The organism is Bacillus sp. FSL E2-8868 (genome assembly GCF_038005505.1).
GTDB classification, from domain to species: domain Bacteria; phylum Bacillota; class Bacilli; order Bacillales; family Bacillaceae_G; genus Bacillus_A; species Bacillus_A mycoides.
In genome coordinates, this window is record NZ_JBBOTI010000001.1 from 1,973,937 (window position 1) to 1,998,376 (window position 24,440).

Annotated in this window: 23 protein-coding genes, 1 pseudogene and 1 riboswitch; of the genes and pseudogenes, 20 read left to right on the forward strand and 4 right to left on the reverse strand. The window is 31.9% G+C overall.

Annotated elements, in window-relative coordinates; translation table 11 throughout:
- Window positions 1-88 precede the first annotated feature (88 nt).
- From NSS74_RS10390 to NSS74_RS10400, 3 genes are all read left to right on the forward strand, one after another.
- The gene (locus NSS74_RS10390) at window positions 89-859 is read left to right on the forward strand and encodes an ABC transporter ATP-binding protein (RefSeq protein WP_002013124.1); all 771 of its coding nucleotides are present in this window, start codon (window positions 89-91) and stop codon (window positions 857-859) included.
- Entirely contained in the window at window positions 834-2,768 is a 1,935-nt protein-coding gene (locus NSS74_RS10395) for an ABC transporter permease (RefSeq protein ID WP_061689491.1), read from the forward strand. The genes NSS74_RS10390 and NSS74_RS10395 overlap by 26 nt, the downstream gene beginning before the upstream one ends.
- A 68-nt stretch (window positions 2,769-2,836) precedes the next feature.
- The gene (locus NSS74_RS10400) at window positions 2,837-3,508 is read left to right on the forward strand and encodes a lipoprotein BA_5634 family protein (RefSeq protein WP_061689490.1); all 672 of its coding nucleotides are present in this window, start codon (window positions 2,837-2,839) and stop codon (window positions 3,506-3,508) included.
- A gap of 75 nt (window positions 3,509-3,583) precedes the next feature.
- Here NSS74_RS10400 and NSS74_RS10405 read toward each other — a convergent pair whose 3' ends face one another.
- Entirely contained in the window at window positions 3,584-3,925 is a 342-nt protein-coding gene (locus tag NSS74_RS10405) for a DUF3914 domain-containing protein (RefSeq protein ID WP_061689489.1), read from the reverse strand.
- Between the two features lie 278 nt (window positions 3,926-4,203).
- Between NSS74_RS10405 and NSS74_RS10410 the strand changes: the two genes are divergently transcribed.
- The 9 genes and pseudogenes from NSS74_RS10410 to NSS74_RS10450 form a co-directional block, all read left to right on the forward strand.
- Window positions 4,204-5,445 (forward strand): esterase/lipase family protein, encoded by a 1,242-nt coding sequence (locus tag NSS74_RS10410; protein WP_002085203.1) that lies wholly within the window; start codon window positions 4,204-4,206, stop codon window positions 5,443-5,445.
- Between the two features lie 89 nt (window positions 5,446-5,534).
- A complete protein-coding gene (locus tag NSS74_RS10415; RefSeq protein WP_012261038.1) occupies window positions 5,535-6,560 on the forward strand; it encodes a homoserine dehydrogenase in 1,026 nt (341 codons plus the stop codon).
- Window positions 6,561-6,656: 96 nt separating this feature from the next.
- Window positions 6,657-8,105, forward strand: coding sequence for a MocR-like pyridoxine biosynthesis transcription factor PdxR (gene pdxR / locus NSS74_RS10420; RefSeq protein ID WP_137056957.1), 1,449 nt, complete (start codon window positions 6,657-6,659; stop codon window positions 8,103-8,105).
- Between the two features lie 4 nt (window positions 8,106-8,109).
- Window positions 8,110-9,024, forward strand: coding sequence for a D-alanine--D-alanine ligase (ddlB, locus tag NSS74_RS10425; RefSeq protein WP_002013134.1), 915 nt, complete (start codon window positions 8,110-8,112; stop codon window positions 9,022-9,024).
- 73 nt (window positions 9,025-9,097) lie between these two features.
- Window positions 9,098-9,203, forward strand: a riboswitch (TPP riboswitch).
- Between the two features lie 124 nt (window positions 9,204-9,327).
- Window positions 9,328-10,014 (forward strand): thiaminase II, encoded by a 687-nt coding sequence (gene tenA / locus NSS74_RS10430; RefSeq protein WP_002032475.1) that lies wholly within the window; start codon window positions 9,328-9,330, stop codon window positions 10,012-10,014.
- A gap of 347 nt (window positions 10,015-10,361) precedes the next feature.
- Entirely contained in the window at window positions 10,362-12,743 is a 2,382-nt protein-coding gene (locus NSS74_RS10435; RefSeq protein WP_340813512.1) for a pPIWI_RE module domain-containing protein, read from the forward strand.
- 210 nt (window positions 12,744-12,953) lie between these two features.
- Entirely contained in the window at window positions 12,954-13,721 is a 768-nt protein-coding gene (locus tag NSS74_RS10440; RefSeq protein WP_149190575.1) for a DUF3959 family protein, read from the forward strand.
- A 145-nt stretch (window positions 13,722-13,866) separates the two neighbouring features.
- Window positions 13,867-14,283, forward strand: a complete 417-nt coding sequence (locus tag NSS74_RS10445) for a DUF3995 domain-containing protein (RefSeq protein ID WP_149190574.1) — start codon at window positions 13,867-13,869, stop codon at window positions 14,281-14,283.
- 70 nt (window positions 14,284-14,353) lie between these two features.
- Window positions 14,354-14,644: pseudogene (locus NSS74_RS10450) on the forward strand (homoserine dehydrogenase); the annotation flags it as partial.
- A 598-nt stretch (window positions 14,645-15,242) separates the two neighbouring features.
- Here the strand turns inward: NSS74_RS10450 and NSS74_RS10455 are convergent.
- On the reverse strand, window positions 15,243-15,434 hold the full coding sequence (locus tag NSS74_RS10455; protein ID WP_002070042.1) for a hypothetical protein: 192 nt from the start codon (window positions 15,432-15,434) through the stop codon (window positions 15,243-15,245).
- A 629-nt stretch (window positions 15,435-16,063) separates the two neighbouring features.
- Here NSS74_RS10455 and NSS74_RS10460 point away from each other — a divergent pair.
- On the forward strand, window positions 16,064-16,267 hold the full coding sequence (locus NSS74_RS10460) for a hypothetical protein (RefSeq protein ID WP_002085220.1): 204 nt from the start codon (window positions 16,064-16,066) through the stop codon (window positions 16,265-16,267).
- A gap of 352 nt (window positions 16,268-16,619) precedes the next feature.
- On the opposite strand, the gene NSS74_RS10465 is transcribed toward NSS74_RS10460, so the two are convergent.
- Window positions 16,620-16,823, reverse strand: coding sequence for a hypothetical protein (locus tag NSS74_RS10465; RefSeq protein ID WP_002142003.1), 204 nt, complete (start codon window positions 16,821-16,823; stop codon window positions 16,620-16,622).
- A 298-nt stretch (window positions 16,824-17,121) separates the two neighbouring features.
- Here NSS74_RS10465 and NSS74_RS10470 point away from each other — a divergent pair, with 298 nt between their 5' ends.
- The 6 genes from NSS74_RS10470 to NSS74_RS10495 all read left to right on the forward strand — a co-directional run bounded on the left by NSS74_RS10470 (window position 17,122) and on the right by NSS74_RS10495 (window position 22,471).
- A complete protein-coding gene (locus NSS74_RS10470; RefSeq protein ID WP_061690123.1) occupies window positions 17,122-18,126 on the forward strand; it encodes a DUF1835 domain-containing protein in 1,005 nt (334 codons plus the stop codon).
- Window positions 18,127-18,271: 145 nt separating this feature from the next.
- Entirely contained in the window at window positions 18,272-18,676 is a 405-nt protein-coding gene (locus tag NSS74_RS10475; protein WP_002032464.1) for a hypothetical protein, read from the forward strand.
- A gap of 160 nt (window positions 18,677-18,836) precedes the next feature.
- On the forward strand, window positions 18,837-20,072 hold the full coding sequence (locus tag NSS74_RS10480) for a cytochrome P450 family protein (protein ID WP_061675033.1): 1,236 nt from the start codon (window positions 18,837-18,839) through the stop codon (window positions 20,070-20,072).
- Window positions 20,073-20,339: 267 nt separating this feature from the next.
- On the forward strand, window positions 20,340-21,623 hold the full coding sequence (locus NSS74_RS10485; protein ID WP_340813513.1) for an MFS transporter: 1,284 nt from the start codon (window positions 20,340-20,342) through the stop codon (window positions 21,621-21,623).
- Complete coding sequence (locus NSS74_RS10490; protein WP_078203303.1) at window positions 21,613-22,245, forward strand: Vat family streptogramin A O-acetyltransferase; 633 nt, start codon at window positions 21,613-21,615, stop codon at window positions 22,243-22,245. Before NSS74_RS10485 ends, NSS74_RS10490 begins: the two co-directional genes overlap by 11 nt.
- A gap of 70 nt (window positions 22,246-22,315) precedes the next feature.
- Window positions 22,316-22,471, forward strand: coding sequence for a DUF1540 domain-containing protein (locus NSS74_RS10495; protein ID WP_000046089.1), 156 nt, complete (start codon window positions 22,316-22,318; stop codon window positions 22,469-22,471).
- A gap of 102 nt (window positions 22,472-22,573) precedes the next feature.
- Here NSS74_RS10495 and NSS74_RS10500 read toward each other — a convergent pair whose 3' ends face one another.
- Window positions 22,574-23,071 (reverse strand): PadR family transcriptional regulator, encoded by a 498-nt coding sequence (locus NSS74_RS10500; protein WP_002141998.1) that lies wholly within the window; start codon window positions 23,069-23,071, stop codon window positions 22,574-22,576.
- A gap of 140 nt (window positions 23,072-23,211) precedes the next feature.
- Between NSS74_RS10500 and NSS74_RS10505 the strand changes: the two genes are divergently transcribed.
- Window positions 23,212-24,426 carry a cytochrome P450 gene (locus tag NSS74_RS10505; RefSeq protein WP_002165690.1) on the forward strand — a complete coding sequence of 405 codons (1,215 nt, stop codon included), beginning with the start codon at window positions 23,212-23,214 and terminating at the stop codon, window positions 24,424-24,426.
- The last annotated feature ends 14 nt before the right edge of the window (window positions 24,427-24,440 follow it).

A 24,440-nucleotide genomic window follows, 5' to 3' on the forward strand; every position in this document is an offset into this window, starting at 1 on the left:
TAAGATAAATGAAAGATGAATCAATATGTGCTATAAAACAATTCATTTACACTATATTGTGAGAAGTGCAAATGAAGGGAGAATATAAATGGAAATTCTACATGCAAAAAGTATTAGTAAAGTATATAAAGGGAAAGTACCTTTTAAAGCATTGGTAGATATTGATTTATCAATTCAAGAAGGTGAATTTATAGGGATTATGGGGCCATCAGGGAGCGGGAAAACAACGTTATTAAATATGGTATCTACTATCGACTCTCCAACATCGGGAGAAATATTAATAAATGGTACAAATCCATTCCAGTTGACATCAGATAATTTGGCTTTATTCCGTAGGAAACAATTAGGATTTGTTTTTCAATCATTTAATTTACTTAGCACACTTACAGTAAAGGAAAATATCGTATTGCCGATGACATTAGATGGTGTTTCTGTACAAGAAATGAACGAACGAGTTGAAGAAATTGCAGAGAAATTAAATATTACAGATATATTGAGTAAAAGAACTTTTGAAATTTCAGGGGGGCAAGCTCAAAGAACAGCAATTGCTCGTGCAATTGTTCATAAGCCGCAATTATTACTTGCAGATGAACCAACAGGGAATTTAGACTCTAAATCTTCAAATGATGTAATGGAGATGCTAGATACTTTAAATAAAGAAGAAAAAGCTACGATGATGTTAGTTACACATGATCCGTATGCAGCGAGTTTTTGCAGCAGAGTCATATTTATTAAAGATGGTCAACTATATAACGAAATTTATTGTGGTGAAAGTAGGCAAGCATTTTATCAAAAGATTATGGATGTCCTTTCTTTGTTAGGAGGGAAAAGGCATGACTTTTCGTCAGTTCGCATTTAATAATATTTTTCGCAATAAGCGTACATATGCAGCTCATTTTTTAAGTAGTGCATTTTCTATTATGATTTTCTTTACGTATGCTCTTTTATTATTTCATCCTGATTTACAAGGTGAGTTAAAATCGACAAGTGCAACAATAAGTGCATTTGGTACATTGGGATTTTCAGTTTCGCAAGGCTTGATTTTTGTCTTTTCATTCTTCTTCATTCTATATTCAGTTAGTTCATTTTTAAAAACGCGCAAGAAAGAATTTGGGATATTAATGATGCAAGGTATGTCAATGAGACAGCTTAAGAAATTATTATTAATTGAAAATATGTTGATTGGACTTGGCTCAATTTGTATAGGAATTCTCATTGGACTCATATTTTCTAAACTAGTTTTATTGATAAGCGCAAGTGTATTAATGATTAGTAATGGTTTGCCTTTTTATATACCAGTGCAGGCCGTATTATTAACAGTTATCACATTTCTTTTATTATTTTTAATTGTTTCGCTCGTTACATTTAAAATGATAAAAGTAACAGAACTTGTGGAACTTATACAAGCAGAGGAAAAGCCAAAGCCAGAACCGAAAGCATCAATTTTATTATCGCTACTTTCTTTAATTAGTATAGGGTATGGATATTTTTCAGTATTTCGCTTTATCCCAAGTACTAATTTTATTACGCTTGGAATAGGGGTGCTCCTAGTAATTATAGGAACGTACTTTTTATATACACAGTGTAGCGTTTATATATTGCACCTTGCGAAAAGGAGAGAATCTTTCTTTTTAAAGAGAACAAATATATTAACATTTTCTGAATTAATTTACCGTATGAAAGATAATGCAACGATGTTTTTTATAGTATCTATTATTTCAGCAGTTGCTTTTACAGCAATTGGCACGACAGCAGCTCTTGGAAACAAAGATTTGGTAAGGATGACAAACCCGTATACATTTCTGTATACAGCTCCTGATAAAAATAAAATAACGGATAAACATCTCTCGATTATAAAAAAACATCTTGCTGATTCTAATATTCCATATCGAATGGCTTCCACTTCAGATATTTATACAGAAAGTAATGTAAATGTAATGAAGTTAAGTGAATATAACGAACTTGCGAGAGCACTTGGGTACCAACAAGAAACGATTGAAAAAGAAGATGAAATGTTATTAATCCCTGGAGTCGTATCACAAAAACAAGAGTTTAAAAATGGTGATTATAAAAAGAATATTGAAGTCATTCAAGGCGATTGGACAAAGACATTTCATGTAAAAAAAACTGTAGATAATTTAGTTTTGCCACACGATACGGAAGGGATTAATATTGCGATTCAAGATCATGTGTATGATGAAATTCCGCTTAATAGTAATCTAGATTTTGAAAATATTATTCAATATCGAACTTATGGATTTGTTGTAGATGATTGGATAAAAACGAAAGAGATTTCAAACCAATTAAGTGACATATTCGATCAAGATCCTAGAGACATACATTTTGAATTTAGAGCACTAACTATAGAGTTGTTAAGTGCAAAACAAACGAATGGGTTATTACTTATGGCAAGTGTTTTAGTTGGAATCGTCTTCTTTACTTTCGCTGCTAGTTTTATTTATTTCCGGTTATATACTGATTTGGACCGCGATCAGCAGCAATATAAGATGATTTCGAAAATGGGATTAAGTAAACGAGAGTTGAAAAAAGTTGTAACAAGACAATTAGTATTAATGTTCTTCTTACCGATTATCGTTGCAGTGATTCATACTGTGGTCGCATATATGGCATTACAACAATTAGTCGATTTTTCTATTATGAATAGCTCTATCATAATTTTAATTTCATTTATATGTATACAAGTTTTATATTTCTTTATAACTCGTTGGCGTTACTTACAAAAGCTTTATAAAACTATGGAACAGTAGAGAATATCAGCAAGTAAGATTGCAGAAAAGCATGTAAAAAAACAATTTGAGTTATGAAAGGAACTGTGATGAAAAAAACACTCTCTATTTTCATATTAAGTATATTAATTTTAATAAGTTTAAGTGCATGCTCTAAAAATGAAAACAGATTTCCAGCTAACGGCGTATTAATCATTGGAGATGAGAATCATACTTCAACAATTATGAATCGTTATAAGGAAAATACGAAAGAACTTGAAGTTTTTTCGGTGAAAACAGGTAGATTTGACCAAAAAAGGGTTTTGATATTAAATGAATCTACTGCAAAAGCGATGATTAAAGCAAAAATTTTTCGTAAAAGAGATCATTCATCTCATTCTAAACCTTTAGATACGTTACCGAATTTTCCAAAAGAAAGTTCACTATTATTTATAAATGAAGAAGAAAAGAATATAAAAAGTATTGAAATAGAAGGAAAAGTGATACCAGTTACATATGATAGTGATGCTTGGCTTGGTAATAATCGAAATTATGGAACACTATGGTATGTAATTGTGGCGAGCAATAGTGTATATAAAGAAATACAGGCAAATGAAACAAAAATGCAACTTCTTCATCTGAAAAAATCTTTAGGTGACGAAAAACCTAAAATGTCGACAGATAATATATTGACTAATGAAGATGTAAAAGTAAGAAAGTTAATTAGAGATTTTGAGGAAGAAGTATCAGTTCAATTTGTCACGATTGGAGAAAAATCATAAAAAAGGGTTCAAGGTTGATAGGGATTTTATCAGCCTTGAACTCTTTTTTATTTTAGACCATTTAGATAACATAGTTTACATTACTTCATTTAATCGCGTCTCGCTCGGTTCTTCAATCGCATTTGAATTTTGAACTGAATTATTTTGAGATTCTTTTTCCTTACGAGACCTTTGTAGCATTTCAAGTATCATCCATAAAGGAACACCTTTATCTTTTAACATCTTCCATAAATCTAATTCGTTAAATTTATGCTCAGGTTGTTTCATTTCTTTTTCAGATGAACGAATATCAAATTTGATGGGATCATTTGATTTTTTATCTTCAAGTTTAGTAGAAGAGATAGTATTATGCTCAAGATTAGATGGAGTTATTTTAGTAGGTTGAGATAACGTATGAATATTTAATCCGATTTGCATGCCTTTTCCTCCTCCTTAAGTAATAAAATTAGTTTTCTTATAATTATTAAAGCTATTTAACATGAGGAAACTAAATCTAATTATAAATTCAAATAACTAGATTTACAAGTTATATTGTAAAAAGTAATTCCTCACTTGAATTAATATTTATCAACATTTGTTTATGTTTTCTATATATACAACGTATATAAAATACTTTACATTATGTTTAAGTTGCAAACTAATTTTGTGTTTTTTTTCAAAGATAAATGTAAACGTTTTATTGAGGGGGAGAAAGTGTGGGGAAATTATTTTTAAAAGTATGTTTTTTCGCATTAGTGACTGTTTGTTCATTCGCAGCGAAAACAACATACGCTGAAGAGAGACAACAAAATAATTATCCTATCATTTTAGTGAATGGATTTGCTGGATGGGGTAGAGAGGAAATGCTAGGGGTAAAATATTGGGGTGGTGTTCATGATATACAAGAAGATTTAAAAAGAAATGGTTATACAGTACATACTGCAGCTGTTGGACCAGTTTCTAGTAACTGGGATCGTGCATGTGAATTATATGCGCAAATTAACGGTGGAATAGTAGACTACGGTGCGGCACATGCTGAGAAACATGGACATAATCGTTTTGGTAGAACTTATAGTGGATTTGCACCGAATTGGAGTGAAACAAATAAAATTCATTTAGTTGGGCATAGCATGGGTGGACAAACGACAAGAACATTAGTGCAGTTATTAAAAGAAGGAAGTTATGAAGAAAAAGATTATGTGAAAAATCATCCGAATACAAAGATATCACCACTATTTGAAGGTGGCAAATCGTATGTTCATAGTGTTACAACTTTAGCAACTCCTCATAACGGTACAACACTCGCGGACGGAAGTCTTCTGTTGCCGTTCGTTAAAGATTTACTCATTACAGCTGCAAGTTTAGGTGGAAACAATAATTTATCATTATATGATTTTAAATTGGATCAATGGGGTATAAAAAAGAATACTGGAGAGTCCTTTTTCCAATATACTGATCGTATTTTAAATAGTTCAATTTGGGAAAATACAAAAGATATAAGTCAATGGGATTTAAGTACTGATGGAGCAAAGGAGTTAAATAATTGGGTAAAGACGCAATCGGATGTATATTACTTATCCTATAGTGGACATGCATCGCAAGCAGCACCAATAACAGGTTTACATTTACCTCATATAACGATGAATAAAGTGTTAATGGGTAATGCATTTTTCTTAGGTTCCTATGCAAGATATGAAGAGAATCGAACATTAATAGATACTTCTTGGTGGCAAAATGACGGTGTAGTAAATACAAATTCTATGATTGCACCTTCATCTAATATTGCTGCAAATGATAATGAGTCTTTACAGGTTGGAAAATGGAATCATATCGAAACGAAAGCAAATTGGGACCATCTTGATATGGTAGGATTAAGCGTTTCAGACACGTTAGGTTTTTCTAATATTCAAGAGTTTTATAGAACAATTGCAGAAAAATTATCACGGTTACCGAAATAGATAATAATAAAGCGCTCTCGATGGAATTCGAGGGCGCTTTATATTATATTGAAAGAGGGATTTGGCAAAAAAAAACATGGGGTGATCTTATGAAAATTCAAGTTGTATTATCGGGGTATGGGACAGTTGGTAAAGAATTTATTAAATTATTAAACGAAAAATATTTATATATAAATGAAACATATGGAATTGACTTAGTTGTTAGTGGAGTGATAGGAAGAAATATTGCAATACATAACGGAAAAGGTTTGCAGATTAATGATTTATTGACGTATGGTGATGGTTCTGCTGCAATTGAAAAATATATCGAACATTATCCAGAGGAACGCGGAACGATTAATATAAATGGTACTGTATTGGTTGAATCAACTGCTACAAATCTTAAAAATGGAAATCCAGGGAAACAGTATATGAAACAAGCTATTGAAAATCAAATGGATATAGTAGCTATTTCAAAAGGTGCACTTGTTACAGCTTGGAGTGAACTGAATACGGCAGCACGTATTTCAGGCTCACGCATTCGATATAGCGGTGCAACTGCCGCTGCGTTACCGACATTAGACATTGGACAACTAAGTTTAGCAGGTTGCCATATTGAAAAAATAGAAGGAATATTGAACGGGACAACAAATTATATTCTTACAAAGATGCATGAAGAATATAAGACGTTTGAAGAAGCATTGCAAGAAGCACAAAATAAAGGAATTGCGGAGACTAACCCGTTATTAGATATAAGCGGGATGGATAGCGCTTGTAAATTATTACTTTTGACGAATCGTTTAATGGGAAACGATTATTCACTCAAAGATATAAAAATAAACGGAATAGAGCACGTTACAACGCAACAAATTCAAAATGCAAAGGAACAAAATAAATCAATTAAATTAATTGCATCAGCATATAAAGATGATAATGGAAAAGTAAACCTTAGTGTACAACCTTGTAATTTAGAGAAAGAACATCCGTTAGCAAATATAAATGGCACGGAAAAAGGAATTACGTTCTTTACAGATACAATGGGACAAGTCACTACAATTGGTGGAGCTTCTAATCCACGCGGAGCTGCAGCAGCTGCTTTAAAAGATGTAATCAATTTATATCGAAATGATTTATAGGCTTTATAACCATACCGCTATTAATAAAAAATACATATGTAGTGGACCTTTTGAGAATGAAATAAATATGCAAAAATAATTGCAGGGGGTAAGAAATTGTTTAAAGATTTTAAAGTTGTAAAAGATCGTCCCGTTTATATTCAATTAAAGGATTATTTAAAAAAGATGATTATGAAAGGGCATTTGTTGGGGGACCAAAAAATCCCATCAACAAGGGAACTGAGTGAATTATTATCAGTGAGCAGAAATACAGTACTCTCTGCATATGCGGATTTAGAACAAGAAGGACTCATTTATGCAGTTAAAGGAAAAGGAAATTTCGTTGCGAAGGTGGATATAAGTAACACCTCGTCTGTTGAAATAGATTGGAAAAATAAACTTAATACAGTTACCACATTAGCGGATGAATTAGACTTAATGAAGCATGGAGTTCGCTGGGAAAAAGGAATGATTGTTTTTAATAGTATAGCCCCGGACGAAAAGCTATTTGATGTTGAAAATTTCAAAAGAGCTTTTCTTACTCGTATGTCCATTGAAGGGGATATCGTATTGAACTACGGATATGCAAAAGGTTATAGACCGTTAATGAATTATTTACTTCATTACATGGAAATGAAAGGTGTAGATATTTCGAACAAAGATATTCTAATTACAAATGGATTTACAGAAGGATTAGATATTGTGCTATCTTCTTTATCGAAGAAATCAGGGCGTGTTATTTGTGAGAACCCAACTCACCATGCTGCATTGAAGCTTTTTCGTTTACATGGACTTGAAGTTCATGGAATTAATATGAATGATGATGGTATTGATACGGATGAAGTAGAAAAAAGTTTGCGTGAAAAGGATTTTGATTTCGCGTATTTAATCCCTTCTTATCATAATCCAACTGGTATTGTTACGAGTTCGGAGAAAAGAACGGAATTGATGAGGTTATTTTCAAAATACAAGATCCCTATTATAGAGGATGGGTTTAATGAAGAATTACGTTATTCGGGTTCACATTTATCGCCATTATTAACTTTTGCAGGGGCTGGTAATAATGTGATTTATATTAGTAGCTTTTCAAAGGTACTTTTCCCTGGTTTACGTGTAGGTTGGATCATTGCAGATAAAGAACTGATACATTATTTAGAAAGTGTTAAAAGAGCCAGAACCATTCACACATCTACGTTAGATCAAGCTGTTCTGTTTCAATATTTACATGAAGGATATTTTGAAAAATATTTAAAAAAAGCAAGATCTGTTTATAAGAAAAAATATGAGTTAGCTGTTGGGGCGTGTAATCAGTACATTCCGTTTAAAAGAATGACTGGAGACGGTGGACTTCATTTGTTTATAGAGTTGGAAGAAAAAATTCAAGCCCGCACACTTTTACAAAAGTGTTATGAGAAAGGAGTTACATTTTCTCCTGGAGATGTTTTTTACTCTGATGGAGGAGGAGCGAACACATTCCGATTAGGATTTTCACGTTTGAAAGAACAGGAAATTGTTAGCGGGATTCAAATAATTGGTGAAACTTTAAAAAATGAAACTTGGAGTTGAGAAAATGAGAATTGGCGTTATTATGGGAGGAGTATCCTCTGAAAAACAAGTATCAATTATGACTGGGAATGAAATGATTGCACATTTAGATAAGAGTAAATATGAAATTGTTCCAATTACGTTAAATGAAAAAATGGATTTAATTGAAAAAGCGAAAGACATTGATTTTGCATTGCTAGCATTACACGGAAAATACGGAGAAGATGGTACGGTTCAAGGGACGCTTGAGAGTTTAGGTATTCCATATAGCGGCAGCAATATGTTATCTAGCGGTATATGTATGGATAAAAATATTTCGAAAAAGATTTTGCGTTATGAAGGAGTAGAAACACCAGATTGGATTGAACTTACAAAAATGGAGGATCTAAAGCTTGAGGAGTTAGATAAATTAGGCTTTCCGTTAGTGGTAAAACCAAACTCTGGCGGCTCAAGTGTTGGAGTTAAGATTGTCTATGATAAAAATGAATTAATCTCTATGCTAGAAACTGTATTCGAATGGGATTCTGAAGTAGTAATTGAGAAGTATATAAAAGGTGACGAGATTACATGTTCAATTTTTGATGGGCAACAGTTACCTATCATTTCGATTCGACATGCTGCTGTGTTCTTTGACTACAATGCAAAATATGATGATACTAGTACAGTTGAAGAAGTTATCGAACTTCCAGCTGAAATAAAGGAACGTGTAAATAAAGCGTCACTGGCTTGTTATAAAGCATTAAAATGTAGTGTTTATGCAAGGGTTGATATGATGGTGAAGGAAGGAATTCCATATGTAATGGAAGTTAATACATTACCAGGGATGACACAATCAAGTTTACTGCCAAAAAGTGCGGAAGCAGCGGGAATTAATTATAGCAAACTATTAGATATGATAATTGAAACTTCATTAAAGGTAAGGAAAGAAGAAGGTTTTTAAGGTAGTTATATAATTAATTCTTTTGACAGTTCCACGAATTATGCTATGATAATTACAATACGACAACTAAATATTTATCCACTAGGGGGGCCTTTTATAGGCTGAGATCAGATGAAATTTTGAGACTCTTAGTACCTGATCTGGTTAATGCCAGCGTAGGGAAGTGGGAAAGACGTTGCTATTTAACGAATAAATACTGTCAATTTCACTTTCTTTACGCCTGTAAAGAAAGTTTTTTTATTTTACAGCTTTAATAATTGTGGATAAATACGTATATTTTTTACATTATTTGGAGGGATTTAAATGACTTTTTCACAATCATTACGTAAAGAAGTAGATTCAATTTGGGAAGCAAGTTTTAACCATCCTTTTGTAAAAAAACTAGGCGAAGGAACATTAGATTTAGCTAGTTTTCGATATTATGTGCTTCAAGATTCTTATTATTTGAGTCATTTTGCTAGAGTACAAACGTTAGGTGCTGCAAAGGCTCTTGAATTAGAAACGACAGCTCGTATGGCACACCATGCACAAAATACGTATGAAGCTGAGTTATCATTACATGAGAATTTCGCAAAGAAATTAGGGATTACAAAAGAAGAAAAAGATAATTTTATTCCTGCGCCAACTGCATATGCATATACATCTCATATGTATCGTGCAGCTTATGAAGGGCATTTAGGAGATATTATTGCGGCTATTTTACCTTGTTATTGGTTATATTATGAAATCGGTGAACGGTTAAAAGAATGTCAACCAGAAGAGCCAATTTATCAAGAATGGATTTCTGCATATGGATCTGATTGGTTCCGTACTCTAGTAGAAGAGCAAATCACACGATTAGATACGATTGCTGAAAAAGTAACAGAGGCAGACCGTAATCGTATGAGACAACATTTTATTTTTAGTAGTCAATATGAATATTCATTTTGGGAAATGGCATATACATTAGAAAAATGGCCGGTGAATGAAGAAGTTAAAGGTGTTATTTAATTAAGAGTGTATAAAGGGTATCGCTATATAAAGAGGCGATACCTTTTATTATATTTAGTTTCTGTAATTTTTTTGTAAATCATAGATGAAAAATATAATAATTTATTATAATGATTTTATAATATGAAGTCCCATAAGGAGGTAGTTATATGTTAATAGTTACTTTATATTAATTTGATTTTAATAATGTTTTATTTTAATAATGTTTTATTCGTATAATCAAATGTAATTTAGCTATTTCCTTTAATGTGCTTGGTTAAAATTTGATTCGTTAATGCTTAAAAAATTGGTATCTTTTCTAGTATTATTCATGATCAATATAAATTAAGAGAGGAAGTATTAATAATATGGAAAAATTACAGTTATTAGCATTTAAAAATATAGTAGAACCCCTCTATAATGAGAAAGTATCGTATATTTATTTTCCTATTGAATGGCTTGAGATTGTAGAGATACATTATAGAACATTTTTATTAACGAGCAAATTAAAACTTGTAAATGAAAGATTGTATGAAATGTTTTCTGATATATTATTCATTCAGCATAATCCATATATATTAAAGGAAGATACGCCCTGGATTGTAGCAAAAGAACCAATGAAACAAGAACAGTTAGACTATATTTTCCAAAGCTGGTATGAGGTTATTCATGATTGGAAACCTAATAAATTAATAGATCCACCACATTTAGAATGGCAGTATGATTTAATTAGTAATTTGCCAGCATTACATGATAAAAAAACGTTTTCTAAATGGGTACCAGCTCTAATTACTCATATTTTTTGCGAACAGCCTTTACATTTGAAAAATAAAAATGAGGAAGAAATATATTTTTCACCACTGCGATCACAACATGTTTCTGAAGCGATGTCTGAGCCAATTAAAGATGAAGAAACACATGATTATTTCTCTTATGTATATCGGTTTGAATACGTAACTCGTGGAGGTGAGAATATTCCGCTATTAAAAGTATCTGTAGGGATTAGGAGGTTTTATCAACAATATAATCATAAAGATATCCCTATACTTTTAGGGCGAAAGCGGAGCCAAATACTGATTTCAACTCCTGAATTTGAATCAAATAATAAAAAGCAAAGATTTGTAAAGTTAAAAGTACAACAAGCTGTAAAAGGAATAAAGTGGATTAAACGTTTTAGAAATTTAAAAGATGATTATAGGATAGGGGGAGAAGTTAAATTAGAGAACATTCTCCAATGTCCGAAAGAGTATATTAGAGGAACAAAGATAAGAGTGCTTCTTCCATATAACGAAAATATATATAAAGTTCAAGGAACAAAAATAAAATTTGGTATAAAAGTAAGAGAAAAAGAGGAACTTTTTAATGAATTCCAACGAATATGCCCATATTTCACATTACTTCCAGAATGTAAAAATGTATTAACTAATAATGAGAATGAGTTATTACCTTTATTTGCCCCAAAGGGATTAGAATCAATTACGTTAGAAGTATGGTCAGATGATATAGTAATAGAGATAGAACAAGCGTTATTAGATAGCAAAATAGTTTTAGCTCAAAACGGAGATTCCTCCTATGTATTAAATGCAGACAATCCGGTGTTGTTAAAAATAGTAAGATATAACATTGGGAAATTGTTACAAAATCCATATAGAATGCAATATAGCCATAAAAACAAAAAGAAACTAGTAGACGATGTCGTAAAAGCTGTACATGCTACGGCAGGTGAGCAAAATGAAATGAAATTAGCATTGATTGCAATAAAAAATTGTGATGGTCGCGAAAAAATTAATCCAAAGCAAATTATTCGGGAAGGATTCGCTCAAACGGAACGTATTTCAGCATTTATTAATTTATTTATCGGACAAAGTGTATCTAAAAAAGAAATTATTAATGCCATTCTTAGTTTGTTAGAACAAAAGGGGTTCTTAAAGTGTAGTTGGAATAAGATAAAATTACCGGGGGTAATTGTAAATTTATCAATTGAGAAAATGTCTAAATATGATTTCTTACCTATTTTTTCAAAAATAAATGGGAGAGAAATATTATATAAATTATATGGTCAAGAAGAATGGGGCACAATTGATCATACTTTATTAAATATAGGTAATAATAAAGTGTTTTTACCACAACCATCAAAAAGGAATGATATAGGAGTCAGTTTTAAACAATTTATGTCAGAAACATTAGTTGAAATTTCACAAGATGCACATAAACAAAATAAAGAAGTTTATTTTATTGTAGATGCCAATATGAGGAAATATTGGATAGAGGAATTGCAAAATAAAAGCGTTAATATTGGGGTTTCACCTGAAATAATCTCAAATTTAAAAGAGGATATAAACATAATTAGAATTAATACTAACTCAGATGTACCGAACTATATTGTTAGAGACCAAGAACATGTTATGAATGAAACGAGATTATTTGTAGATCAAATGGGAATTTACTATAGCACGGCTGCATACGAATTAGATTGTAATGAGATAGTACAGCAGTACATACTCGAAGTTATCCCGCTTGGTGTAAAATCTGAAGAGAGAGAAGAAATCGCCAAAATGATACATTACATGTGCAGTAAATCAACTTTGCTCTCAGAACAAAATATTCATAATACGTATGTAATGCATATGGCTAAATTAATTAAAAATTATACTACCGATATTGATTCAAGGGAGTTTAAAGAATTCAATGACGAATTAGATGAAGATGTAATAATTTTAGAAAAAGAAGATACATTGATATTAATATAAATAATAGTGTACAAATCCTGCTAGTAATAATGAGTAGGATTTGTCATTTTTTCATGTAAATAAGGCTATCCTTTGTCATGTATCTTTTCTTTTACGTATTTACTTTATTTACATACAGGATTAAGATGTTTTTTAGAAATACAAAAACTACATCATATGGAAAAGCGATTTTTATTAATTGAAAAGAAAATTTGAAAGGAATGGGGAATTGTGAAGAAATTAGATGTATTATTAATGCTACTGAGCGGCCTCTTTCCAATTGCAGGAATGTTAAAGCAAATCCCTCTTGAACAATCTTTATATATTGGAGGACTTTTATTTTTTACTAGTTTCGGTAGTTACTTTGCGAAAAAGATATATTCACGTATATGTAGCTGGATAGCATATGCACCATTTATAACATTACTGTTAGTTATTTGGAATCAGGATATTTCAATAAGTTCAATAATAGCGAACGCGAAAATCGCCGCTTGCATTGCGTTAATTCCGTGTTTATTCCGGTTTCGTACATACGGGCTTACTTTGGGCTTATTCTCATTATGGGCCGCGTTACTATGGGATATAAAAGAAATCCAGTCGTTAGTCATACTTGAGCGTATGATGAATTTAATGACAAGCCATTACTTATATATTCTCCTTTTAGTTGGAGGACTTATATTAGGTGGATTACTTGCGATGTTATTACACCGTAAAGAGAAAGACACTAATAAAGAAAATACAAATCTATTTAAACAAAAAAAGAAACGTAAAAGGCTATCATTTAAGATCCGCTTTCCAAGATTACCGAAATTTAAGATGAAATTATTTAAGTTTGGTGGAAAAGGTTCTAAACGTAAAACGCCAGAAATAATGCATGAGCGTAATAACGAAGAACCAGTTGTAACATATGAAATGGCAGAGCAAATAGGTCAATATAAAGAAAGTACTGTTCGAGGACAAACTAGGATGGAACGTCGAAAAAATAAGTATAATGCATAATAAATTTCACTAACCTCTTAATGATTTATCGTAAAATTGATAAATCATTAAGGGGGTTTTTTATGTAATTAAATATAGGTTGCGTATGAAGGATTCATAGCATATTTTAAAGGTAAGGATTTAAATAAAATAATGGGAGGACAAAATGCTTATTATTACATATATTTCTGTTTGCATATTATTCTTAGTTAGTTTTTTACATGTTTATTGGGCTTTCGGAGGTAAGTGGGCGACAAATAGTGTCATTCCAACTAGAGCTGGAGAAAAGGCGTTTACACCAGGTACAGGAATGACATTGTTCATTGCGTTATTATTAAGTATGGCAGCAATGATTTTATTACAACAAGCAAATATTGTTCATTCCGCACTTCCCAATGTTTTTGTTCAAATGGGATCCTGGGTTTGTATGGTTGTTTTTTTCATAAGAGTAATTGGTGAGTTTCATTATTTTGGTATCTTTAAACGAAAAAAAGATACGCAGTTTGCTAGAATGGATACTGTTTTATATGTACCACTTTGTACATTTTTATCTTTATCCTTCTTATTAGCAATAATAACGTGAACATATAACCAGCATTATTTTAATACTTTATTACAAACTAAACTAGGGATTTATACGGCAACAGAGATGATTAGATAAGCAGTACCCTCTACCATTTGATTTAAATAACAAGTTATTGGAGCGGTTAGAAAATGAATCTCTTCAAACTATTGAGGGTTGTGTATCATGTCTACATTTCATGTTGGATATAAATTATGAAAAAATAAAATATTATGGATCGAGCACAAGTAGGTCATTTGTTCCATTATCGCAATCTTCAATTTGTCTTGCTGATTGTGTTTGTTTAACAGGAGTTGTATTGGGGTTACTAGGAACAGTGACATTTGGAGGATTAATGTTATCTGTATGTTCTCTTACATAAAGAAAAAAGGACACCCACTTAAGGTGTTTTTTTAGTTACTTAGGAGAGCTTTTGAGATAGGAGGGACATGGATTCAAATCTATAATTACACATTTTTATTGTGTTGTGTAACTCAAAAAGGAAAGTATCAGCAACTGCTTATTTTGTATGACTATAAACATTGGCTATTTGGGAGCTGTAATAGAATGCTTAGAAGGGGGCAAAAAATGGTGTGTGAAATATTAATAAAAAAGGACAAGCAGTCGTACCTACTGTCCTTTAAAGGAGAAAAGTCTTTTGGTTAAGAACTACGAATAAACAGAAAATCTGCTTGTAATTAGTTTTATCCCAAATATACATACCTATACAAAAAAGGGATAAGTTCAAAAATACTTATCCCAGGAAGGGAAATCCCAAACACCAAAATGGCTTGTATTGGTATACAGGTTCAAAAGTAGTATATGTCAAACGAAAAATCTCATACAAAAAGCAGACAATCAAAAGTATTGTCTGCCAGAAAGTCGGATGAATTAGCCAACTGTGAAAAATTGCTTTCTCACTTCAAGAAGAGTAAAGGCAACAAATTTGAAAGAATTGAATTGGGATTTAGTTATTGCTTCTATGAATGATGCATTTTTTTCATTTTTTTTGTCCCCAAAAAACAACTAATAATTGCGAGTAATGCATTTGAAGAAATGAAATTTACGGTCCAATAAATTCCTGTTCCAGCAATTATATCGATAATTATAAATCTTTTAATTGCCGAACTTTGTACTACATGAAAAATAAATTGATTGTTATCGTTACCCAATGTTATCACATCCCTTATCTAATATATGACAAGGCATGCTTGCTCTAGTCTTCATGATAATATACGAAAAAGAGTAATTAGCAGAAGCTTATAAAGTAGTTATAAATAAAAAATAACTATCGGAAGTTAAATTATTAACTTCAGTGAAAAAAATAACAATCATAATTTATCCTGCGTTATTGATGGAATATTATGTTTTACTTAAGGTAAGGGCTTATGCGGAAAGTTTGATGAAAAATTCTTTCATTAAAAGTACGATTCCTAGCAGAAACAAGACTTCAATTGAGAACCAAAACATACTTTTGTGAGGTTTTTTAAACTCCATAATAATTGATGAAAATAAAAAAAATGCGATAAGTATGATGATTAAGAGTCGGATTATATCAACCATTAATAACACTCCTAATATTTAATCAGTACTATTATATAATCTTTTCCAAAGATATATAATTCTAGAAACATTCTATTGAAATTTTAATGAAAAGAACAGGTGGTGTTTAGTAGCTTTTTTCTCAAAATCATTTCAAACGTGTAGTGGGAAGTGATAAAAGTGATAAATCCACGTTTTAATAAAAGGATGTAAGCGTATTTTTAGCGAATTATAGATAATTAAGAGAGGCGGTGACACTATGAAGTATGTAAAAGTCAGTATGAATGGTGGAAGTGAGCACAAATTCTCAATGACTTTAGAACGATTTGAAGAGTTTATTACTACAGAGAATGGATTATTAGAAAATAAATTAGTTTGTATTGAAAATGTAATGATTAACCCTACTAATATATCTTCTGTAGTTGAAAAAATTGGTGTACCTGCTAAATTTATGGAAGTTTAAAGGTAATTAGATAAAAAACATCCATGGGGATGTTTTTTGTTTATAAATAAAGCAATTGTACAATGAAAGTATGAGAAAATTTTATTAGTAATAATGTAGGCTATTAAGAATGAATGGATATAGAAAGGTCTTTTCTAGCGTGTTAGTTACTCCAATGTGTATGTATCTATTTGGCATCTAGACATTGTGCTTTCTAGTGCACAATGTAATAAGTACAAGCATATAGTATGTAATAGGACAAGATCTTCGTGTCCTACTAAATACTCAGAAAAAACCTCTAATCACATTAGGGCATCCAATAGCAGGGTGCTCTAATTTTTTATGAAAAATGTAGCTTCACAACGGTTTCGTTTCAATTATAGTTTTCTTTAATGTTAATAAATATTAAGATTAATATGATAGCAATAATTAAATTAGACAAATAGAAATTTTGGTGACACAGTAGTTCAAAGATGACATCGAATGTATACAATAAAGCGACAGCAGGTAATATACAAATAAATATAAATCTCCAATTTTTTAAATAATGTTTATAATTAGTAAGTACTTTCGCCATTAATATTGCTCCTGTATTTTTTATTTTCTATATAATTATACATTTAAATAAAAAGATTTACAAAGTGTTTAAAAATTATTTAGCAACTAATGTGATTTTGGGAGATAAATAAGGAGGAAGAAAAAAATATTATAGATCTATAGATTGAGAGGAACATAGAGAAAGCTTTTGTTAAAAACTTAGATGGCTGCAGCAATCTGTGTAATAAACGATTTGATTTTAAAAAGACTTTTAAACATCTGGGCTAAAATGATACACTATAATCTACGTTATTTTAGAAATGAATAGAGGGATTTGTATGATAGATAAAATTAAAAATGTTGTAGAGGATATGTATGAAGATGAAGCAAAACATTTACTTCAAAGTATTCTAATACAGTTAGATGTATTAGACGGGAATTATAGCGAAGATATGATAAAAAATTTAACGAGTATCCCTAAGCAATTGACGAGTCATACAACTCAGGAAAAAAATTTAGAAGAAAGCACACACATTCATATTGCCTTTGATGATTCAACAGCCGGATGTTTAAAATATATGTTGAAACAAGAAGGATTACACGAGGAGAGTGTAGTTTCATACTCTGAATTCTTTTCAATTGGTCCCATACATCAATTACATACGAATGAAGGTCAATTAGCAAGGACACAGTGGTTATTAAATAACTTAACTTCTTATGATTGTTATTTTGAAGAAGAGTATTTACCAAGATTTAAGGAGACTTTAGAAGAGCTACATTCAATTCCGAATGAAACACCGATTACCATTTGGAAGGCGGATAATGCCCATGAGCATGTAGGGCTTTGTTTTGCAATTGCGCAATTAAAAGATAAGAAAGATATTCGTGTTCTGAATACTTCTGAAGCGAGTAGAGAAATATTAAAACAAGATTATGATATTCGTGGAACTGGAGAATTATCTCCTGAAAGTTTAGCACTATTCAAAAAAAGTTTTGTGGAATTTCCGTATTTACCTGAAGAGAAGCGAATGAAGTTTGCACATGAGTGGGATAGATTATCGCAAAGCACGGAGTTTTTAAGAGTTTGGAAAGACGATGAAGTGCATTCTGTACAAGAAGATTATTTTGATCAATTCATTATTGAGTGTGCGAAAAATGTAGGAGCAGATAAAGAATTTCATAAAGCTCCGAGAGTAATAGGTGAAGCACTTGGACTTGCGGATCAATTGGTTGGGGATACGTTTTTGGAATATCGCTTGAAAGAATTAATTAAGCAAGAAGTATTTGAATATGAAGGTTCGTTAGATCAAATGCGTTTTTATAGTGTGAAGTTAATAAAATAAAAAATATATTTTGTTTATAAAAAAGCTCGTATTTAAAAATACGAGCTTTTTTTAGATGAATTTAGGCTATACATAAGCTTCCTATGAATGGCGTATCACATATGAATGTTAAAAGAAACAAATGAAAAGAAGGTGATGGGTTATTATGTATAACCAACAAAACTATCCATATGATCAAGAGATGTATTATAATCCACAAAACTACGGTTATGAATCTACAAATGAAGTGAGAGATATTGAACAAGAAGACTATAGACCAGATGATGCGGAAGATGCTCCAACGTCACCACCACCGTCACAAGCTCCGTCGTTACCGTCCACATTTGCTTCTCCAGCACAAGCAGGCAATATGAAATCTTGGATGTGTAACTGTCTAGGAAGATGGGGCTATTTACGTTTACATCGACCTGGTCCTTTCGGAAGAGATTTATGGTTCTTTCCAACCGAGGTAAGAAGAAGCGGGGTTTCAGGTTACACTTGGCAAGGTGGTCGTCGTCGTAAAGTAAGTTATCGATATCAACAAATTAGTAATTTTATGTGCTTCGCATAATAGGAAGTGAGAGAGTAGAATAATTTTACTCTCTCACTTTTTTATTTTTCAATATACGAAGTAAGATTTTAATTAAAAATTTACAATTTTCTAGTTTTTATTGAAGTATAATTCAAATGTTAGGTTGATTTACACAAATAATTGAGAGTGAGGGAATGTAATGTCAATAAAAAATAAGGTTGGCCGAAAAATAGAGGATGGCATTAATTTAGCTTCTGCTCAGTTTAAAGAAGATGCTTATGAAATTTATAAAGAATCGAGAAAAGTACAGCCTATATTATTTGTAAATCAAATTGAAATCGGTAAAGAATGGCTCATTACAAGATATGAAGATGCTCTGCCGCTTTTAAAAGATAATCGCTTAAAAAAAGATCAGGCAAATGTGTTTCCTCAAGATACAAAGAACATGCATCTTTCCGTTGACAATAGTGATCATTTAACAACGCACATGTTAAACTCGGACCCACCTAACCACAGTCGTTTACGATCTTTAGTTCAAAAAGCTTTTACACCGAAGATGATTTCACAATTAGACGGAAGAATTCAGAGAATAGCGGATGATTTAATAAGTGAAATAGAGCGAAAAGGTACATTAAATCTTGTGGATGATTATTCATTCCCATTACCGATTATTGTAATAAGTGAGATGCTTGGAATTCCAAAAGAGGATCAAGCGAAATTTAGAATTTGGTCTCATGCTGTCATTGCATCGCCAGAAACACCTGAAGAAATAAAAGAAACCGAAAAACAACTATCTGAGTTTATTACATATCTCCAATATATAGTTGATGTAAAACGAAAAAATCCAAAAGAAGATTTGGTTAGTGCGTTAATACTTGCAGAAAATGAAGGGCATAAACTTAGTGCTCGAGAGCTATATTCAATGATCATGTTATTAATTGTAGCCGGACACGAGACGACAGTGAATTTAATAACAAATACGGTATTAGCACTTCTTGAAAATCCGAAGCAATTACAGTTATTAAAAGAAAATCCGGAATTAATTGATTCAGCTATTGAGGAAGGATTGCGTTATTATTCTCCAGTTGAGGTGACGACTGCAAGATGGGCGGCTGAGCCGTTTCAAATTCATGACCAAACAATCCAAAAAGGAGATATGGTTATTATCGCATTAGCTTCAGCAAACCGTGATGAAACAGTATTTGAAAACCCAGAAGTATTTGATATTATGCGTGAGAATAACCGTCACATTGCTTTTGGACATGGTAGCCATTTCTGTTTAGGAGCTCCACTTGCTAGGTTGGAAGCAAAGATTGCTATTACTGCTCTGTTTAAAAGAATGCCATCGTTACAAATAAAAGGTGAGCGTGAAAAAATTAATTGGCAAGGCAATTATTTAATGCGTTCTTTAGAGGAATTACCATTGTCTTTTTAGAATAGTTATATTGAGACATGCATACACGACAAATGATTAACATAGAGTATGTATGTGTTATTTAAATTCGAAACGGAAGGGTGAAAACATCCCAATGATCAACTAATTCTATTTGTAAGAGATCTTCGTTAAAAAACGAAATATTCTTCTGAATAGGATTAGTATGTGCATGTATAGAAAAGGGATGTGTTTCGCACTGCGAATATATAGTCTTTTCATATGATTTGTGCTGCCTCCTGTTCAGAACACGAAATAGGAGGCTTTTTTATGTCGACGACTGCAGAAACGAAACAAAATCATGGAGTATCACAAGTATTAAAAAATCGATTTGTGCAAGGGATTCTAGCATCAGCATTATTTTTACAAGTTGGAATTTGGGTTCGTAACTTTGCGGTATTACTTTATGTTATGGAAATGACGAAAGGTGATGCTTTTGCTATTTCGATGATTTCGGTTGCTGAATTTGCTCCCATTTTTATTTTCTCATTCATTGGTGGAACTTTTGCTGATAGGTGGAAGCCAAAGAAGACAATGATATGGTGTGAGACGTTAAGTTCTATTTCCGTATTCGCTGTATTAATTACTCTTATGTTTGGAACGTGGAAAATCGTGTTTTTTGTGACGCTTATTTCGGCAATCCTTTCGCAGTTTTCTCAACCATCCGGTATGAAGTTGTTTAAACAGCATTTATCAACGGAACACATTCAATTAGCGATGTCTATATATCAAACAATATTTGCGATTTTTATGGTGTTAGGACCGATTATTGGAACATTTATTTTTCATAGTTTTGGAATTTATATTTCAATCATCATAACAGGTATCGCTTTTTTACTTGCAGCAGCTGTGTTGTTATTTCTTCCGAAAGATCTTGAGAATGATAATGAGAAGAAAGAAATTACGCTGTTACAGGAAATGCTGGATGGTATTAAATATGTAAAAAAGAAAAAAGCATTAACTTTGCTAGGGTTTTGTTTTATGGCAGCAGGACTAGGTATAGGTTTAATTCAGCCACTAGGCATCTTTATTGTGACTGAGCAGTTAGGGTTATCAAAAGAGAGTTTACAATGGTTACTAACAGTAAATGGTGCGGGGATGATTGTTGGCGGAGCTCTAGCGATGGTATTTGCGAAAAACGTTGCTCCGCAAAAAATGTTAATTGTAGGTATGCTTGGTCAGGCAATTGGAATTGGTATTATAGGATACTCTACAAATTTATGGGTGACACTTACAGCACAACTTTTCAGTGGTTTAGCCCTACCTTGTATTCAAATAGGGATAAATACACTTATTATACAAAATAGTGATACGGATTTTATTGGTAGAGTAAATGGCATTTTAAGTCCACTATTCACCGGTTCAATGGTAGTAACGATGAGTATAGCTGGTTCATTAAAGGAGATGTTTTCATTAGGTACGATGTATGAGGGGACGGCTCTACTATTTGTTATTGGATTATTGTTTATTTTGCCTATATACAATTTAAAGCCAGTAATAGCAGTAGAAAGTGAAATGAATGGTAAAGGAAGTGCTGTGCAACATGAATCCTAATCCAAATGTCAAATACCCTATTGAAGGAAATCAAAACGTTCATTTTATAAAAAATACAATAACGAAATCTAATATATTTGTTGGTGACTATTCTTATTATGATGCGAAAGATGGAGAAACATTTGAAGATCGAGTATTACATCATTATGAATTTCTTGGAGATCATCTTACTATTGGAAAGTTTTGTTGTATTGCAAATGGAGTTACCTTTATTATGAACGGAGCGAATCACCGGATGGATGGATTTTCGGCATATCCATTTAATATATTTGGAAATGGGTGGGAGAAGTATACACCTAGTTTGTCTGATTTACCTTACAAAGGTGATACAGTTATAGGAAATGACGTTTGGATTGGTATGGATACAACGATTATGCCTGGAATAAAAATAGGGGATGGTGCAATCATTGCAGCAAAATCTGTTGTGACTAGAGACGTCGCACCATATACAATTGTTGGCGGAAACCCTGCAAATAAAATAAAGGAACGATTTACAAATACAATAGTAGAAGAGTTATTGCAAATTCAATGGTGGCATTTTGACATTGAAAAAATAACAGAAAATATAGATGGTATTGTACAAGGAGACATTGAACCATTAAGAAAACTAAAAAGGGAATAAAAAATGCATGTCAAAGAGTATCATACCTCCGAATTTTGTTAATGATAATAGAACAAGGAGGTGTGATACTATGGCACAAGACGTTTTATGTGAAGTAAACAACTGTAAATTTTGGGCTAACGGCAATAAATGTAGTGCAGATGCGATTTATGTAGTAAGTCATAAAGGTAAACATGCATCTACAACTGAAGAAACAGATTGCAAAACTTTTGATCCAGAAGTATAAATTTTTGAAGGGTAGCCAAATCGTGGTTGCCCTTTTATTAATTATAGTATTGATAATAAATCTCATTTTCATTCATTGTTTTTAACTTTTCTTTTTATTTTTTCATATTTTCTTCATAAGTGATGCAATCCAGAGCAATTCATGTTCAATACGTGATTTACTAAATTCAATGACTTCTGTAATAAAAGATGAGGTAACATCTAAAGATTGAATAGCAGTAAGTTGTTTATGTAGTACATCTTGGCGTATTGTTAAAATTTCTTTTCTAGCTTCGTAATCAAGTTTTTCAAATAGCGCGATACGTACAAGGAACTCAGCGTTGTTTGCCGCAATCTTTTCGGGAAACTCTCTTAACATTTCAGAAAAAATTTCTTCTCCTGTTTCAGTTATATCGTACATATTTCGGTTTGGCTTTCCGACTTGTTTATGTATTTTTTTCATTATAGCACCCATATTTTCGAAGCGCCGAAGAGCGGGATAAAGTGTATTATGATTTAATTCGAAATTCTCACCTAACCGATTTTGGATATTCTTCTTTATTTCATAACCGTGTTTTGGCCCTGACGTTAATTCTGCAAGCAATAAAATATCAACGTACATAAAAATCCCCCTTATATATTTCTCAAGTTCTCCAATGAAAAATCTCCTTTAACATATGTTAAAATAACATATGTTAGATTATACAACTTTGAACTACCGACCTATCACTTTTATTGTAAAAGAAAAGGGAGGAAAGAACTATGGCTTCGCCTGAAAATGTGATTTTAGTTCATGAAATTTCAAAGCTGAAAACAAAAGAAGAATTGTGGAATCCGTATGAGTGGTATGAATTTATGAGGGATAACCATCCGGTTCATTATGATGAGGAGCAGGATGTATGGAATGTTTTTTTATACGATGATGTAAATCGAGTTTTATCGGATTATCGCTTATTTTCCAGTAGAAGGGAACGAAGACAATTCGCAATCCCACCTTTAGAAACTAGAATAAATATAAATTCTACTGATCCACCAGAACATCGCAATGTACGTTCTATTGTTTCTAAAGCATTTACTCCAAGAAGTTTAGAACAATGGAAACCTCGAATACAGGCTATCGCAAATGAACTTGTACAACATATCAGAAAATATAGTGAAGTTAATATCGTTGAAGAGTTTGCTGTAGCTTTACCTGTTACCGTCATATCCGATTTATTAGGAGTACCAACAACGGATCGTAAAAAAATTAAAGAATGGTCTGATATTTTATTTATGCCGTATAGTAAAGAAAAATTTAACGATTTGGATGTAGAAAAAGGAATTGCGTTAAATGAATTTAAAACATACCTTCTTCCAATTGTCCAAGAGAAAAGATATCATTTAACCGACGATATTATTTCAGATTTAATACGAGCTGAATATGAAGGCGAAAGATTAACCGATGAAGAAATAGTTACTTTTTCTTTAGGTTTATTAGCGGCAGGTAATGAAACAACTACAAATTTAATTATTAACAGCTTTTATTGCTTTTTAGTAGATTCACCTGGAATATATGAAGAGTTAAGAAAAGAACCTACGTTAATTTCAAAAGCGATTGAGGAAGTTTTACGCTATCGCTTTCCCATTACATTAGCTAGGAGGATTACTGCGGACACAAATATATTTGGACCTTTTATGAAAAAGGATCAAATGATTGTTGCGTGGGTTAGTGCAGCAAATTCAGATGAGAAAAAGTTCTTACAAGCTTCTAAATTTAATTTACACAGAATAGGAAATGAAAAGCATTTAACCTTTGGTAAAGGTCCTCATTTTTGCTTAGGGGCGCCACTTGCACGTTTAGAAGCTGAGATTGCATTAACTACCTTTATAAATGCCTTTGAAAAAATAGAGTTATCTCCATCGTTCAATTTAGAAAAATGTATATTAGAAAATGAACAAACATTAAAATACTTACCTATTCTTTTGAAAACTAGGTAAAACGTTCAGCAAGG

Bases quoted from the DNA above. Each gene is read 5' to 3' on its own strand.
- NSS74_RS10500 (WP_002141998.1), bottom strand. From the start codon at position 23,071: ATGTACGTTGATATTTTATTGCTTGCAGAATTAACGTCAGGGCCAAAA.
- NSS74_RS10475 (WP_002032464.1), top strand. From the start codon at position 18,272: ATGTATAACCAACAAAACTATCCATATGATCAAGAGATGTATTATAAT.
- NSS74_RS10465 (WP_002142003.1), bottom strand. From the start codon at position 16,823: ATGGCGAAAGTACTTACTAATTATAAACATTATTTAAAAAATTGGAGA.
- NSS74_RS10445 (WP_149190574.1), top strand. From the start codon at position 13,867: ATGCTTATTATTACATATATTTCTGTTTGCATATTATTCTTAGTTAGT.
- NSS74_RS10415 (WP_012261038.1), top strand. From the start codon at position 5,535: ATGAAAATTCAAGTTGTATTATCGGGGTATGGGACAGTTGGTAAAGAA.
- NSS74_RS10485 (WP_340813513.1), top strand. From the start codon at position 20,340: ATGTCGACGACTGCAGAAACGAAACAAAATCATGGAGTATCACAAGTA.
- NSS74_RS10395 (WP_061689491.1), top strand. From the start codon at position 834: ATGACTTTTCGTCAGTTCGCATTTAATAATATTTTTCGCAATAAGCGT.
- NSS74_RS10390 (WP_002013124.1), top strand. From the start codon at position 89: ATGGAAATTCTACATGCAAAAAGTATTAGTAAAGTATATAAAGGGAAA.
- NSS74_RS10505 (WP_002165690.1), top strand. From the start codon at position 23,212: ATGGCTTCGCCTGAAAATGTGATTTTAGTTCATGAAATTTCAAAGCTG.
- NSS74_RS10460 (WP_002085220.1), top strand. From the start codon at position 16,064: ATGAAGTATGTAAAAGTCAGTATGAATGGTGGAAGTGAGCACAAATTC.
- NSS74_RS10435 (WP_340813512.1), top strand. From the start codon at position 10,362: ATGGAAAAATTACAGTTATTAGCATTTAAAAATATAGTAGAACCCCTC.
- tenA (WP_002032475.1), top strand. From the start codon at position 9,328: ATGACTTTTTCACAATCATTACGTAAAGAAGTAGATTCAATTTGGGAA.
- NSS74_RS10495 (WP_000046089.1), top strand. From the start codon at position 22,316: ATGGCACAAGACGTTTTATGTGAAGTAAACAACTGTAAATTTTGGGCT.
- ddlB (WP_002013134.1), top strand. From the start codon at position 8,110: ATGAGAATTGGCGTTATTATGGGAGGAGTATCCTCTGAAAAACAAGTA.
- NSS74_RS10480 (WP_061675033.1), top strand. From the start codon at position 18,837: ATGTCAATAAAAAATAAGGTTGGCCGAAAAATAGAGGATGGCATTAAT.
- NSS74_RS10400 (WP_061689490.1), top strand. From the start codon at position 2,837: ATGAAAAAAACACTCTCTATTTTCATATTAAGTATATTAATTTTAATA.
- NSS74_RS10490 (WP_078203303.1), top strand. From the start codon at position 21,613: ATGAATCCTAATCCAAATGTCAAATACCCTATTGAAGGAAATCAAAAC.
- NSS74_RS10405 (WP_061689489.1), bottom strand. From the start codon at position 3,925: ATGCAAATCGGATTAAATATTCATACGTTATCTCAACCTACTAAAATA.
- NSS74_RS10470 (WP_061690123.1), top strand. From the start codon at position 17,122: ATGATAGATAAAATTAAAAATGTTGTAGAGGATATGTATGAAGATGAA.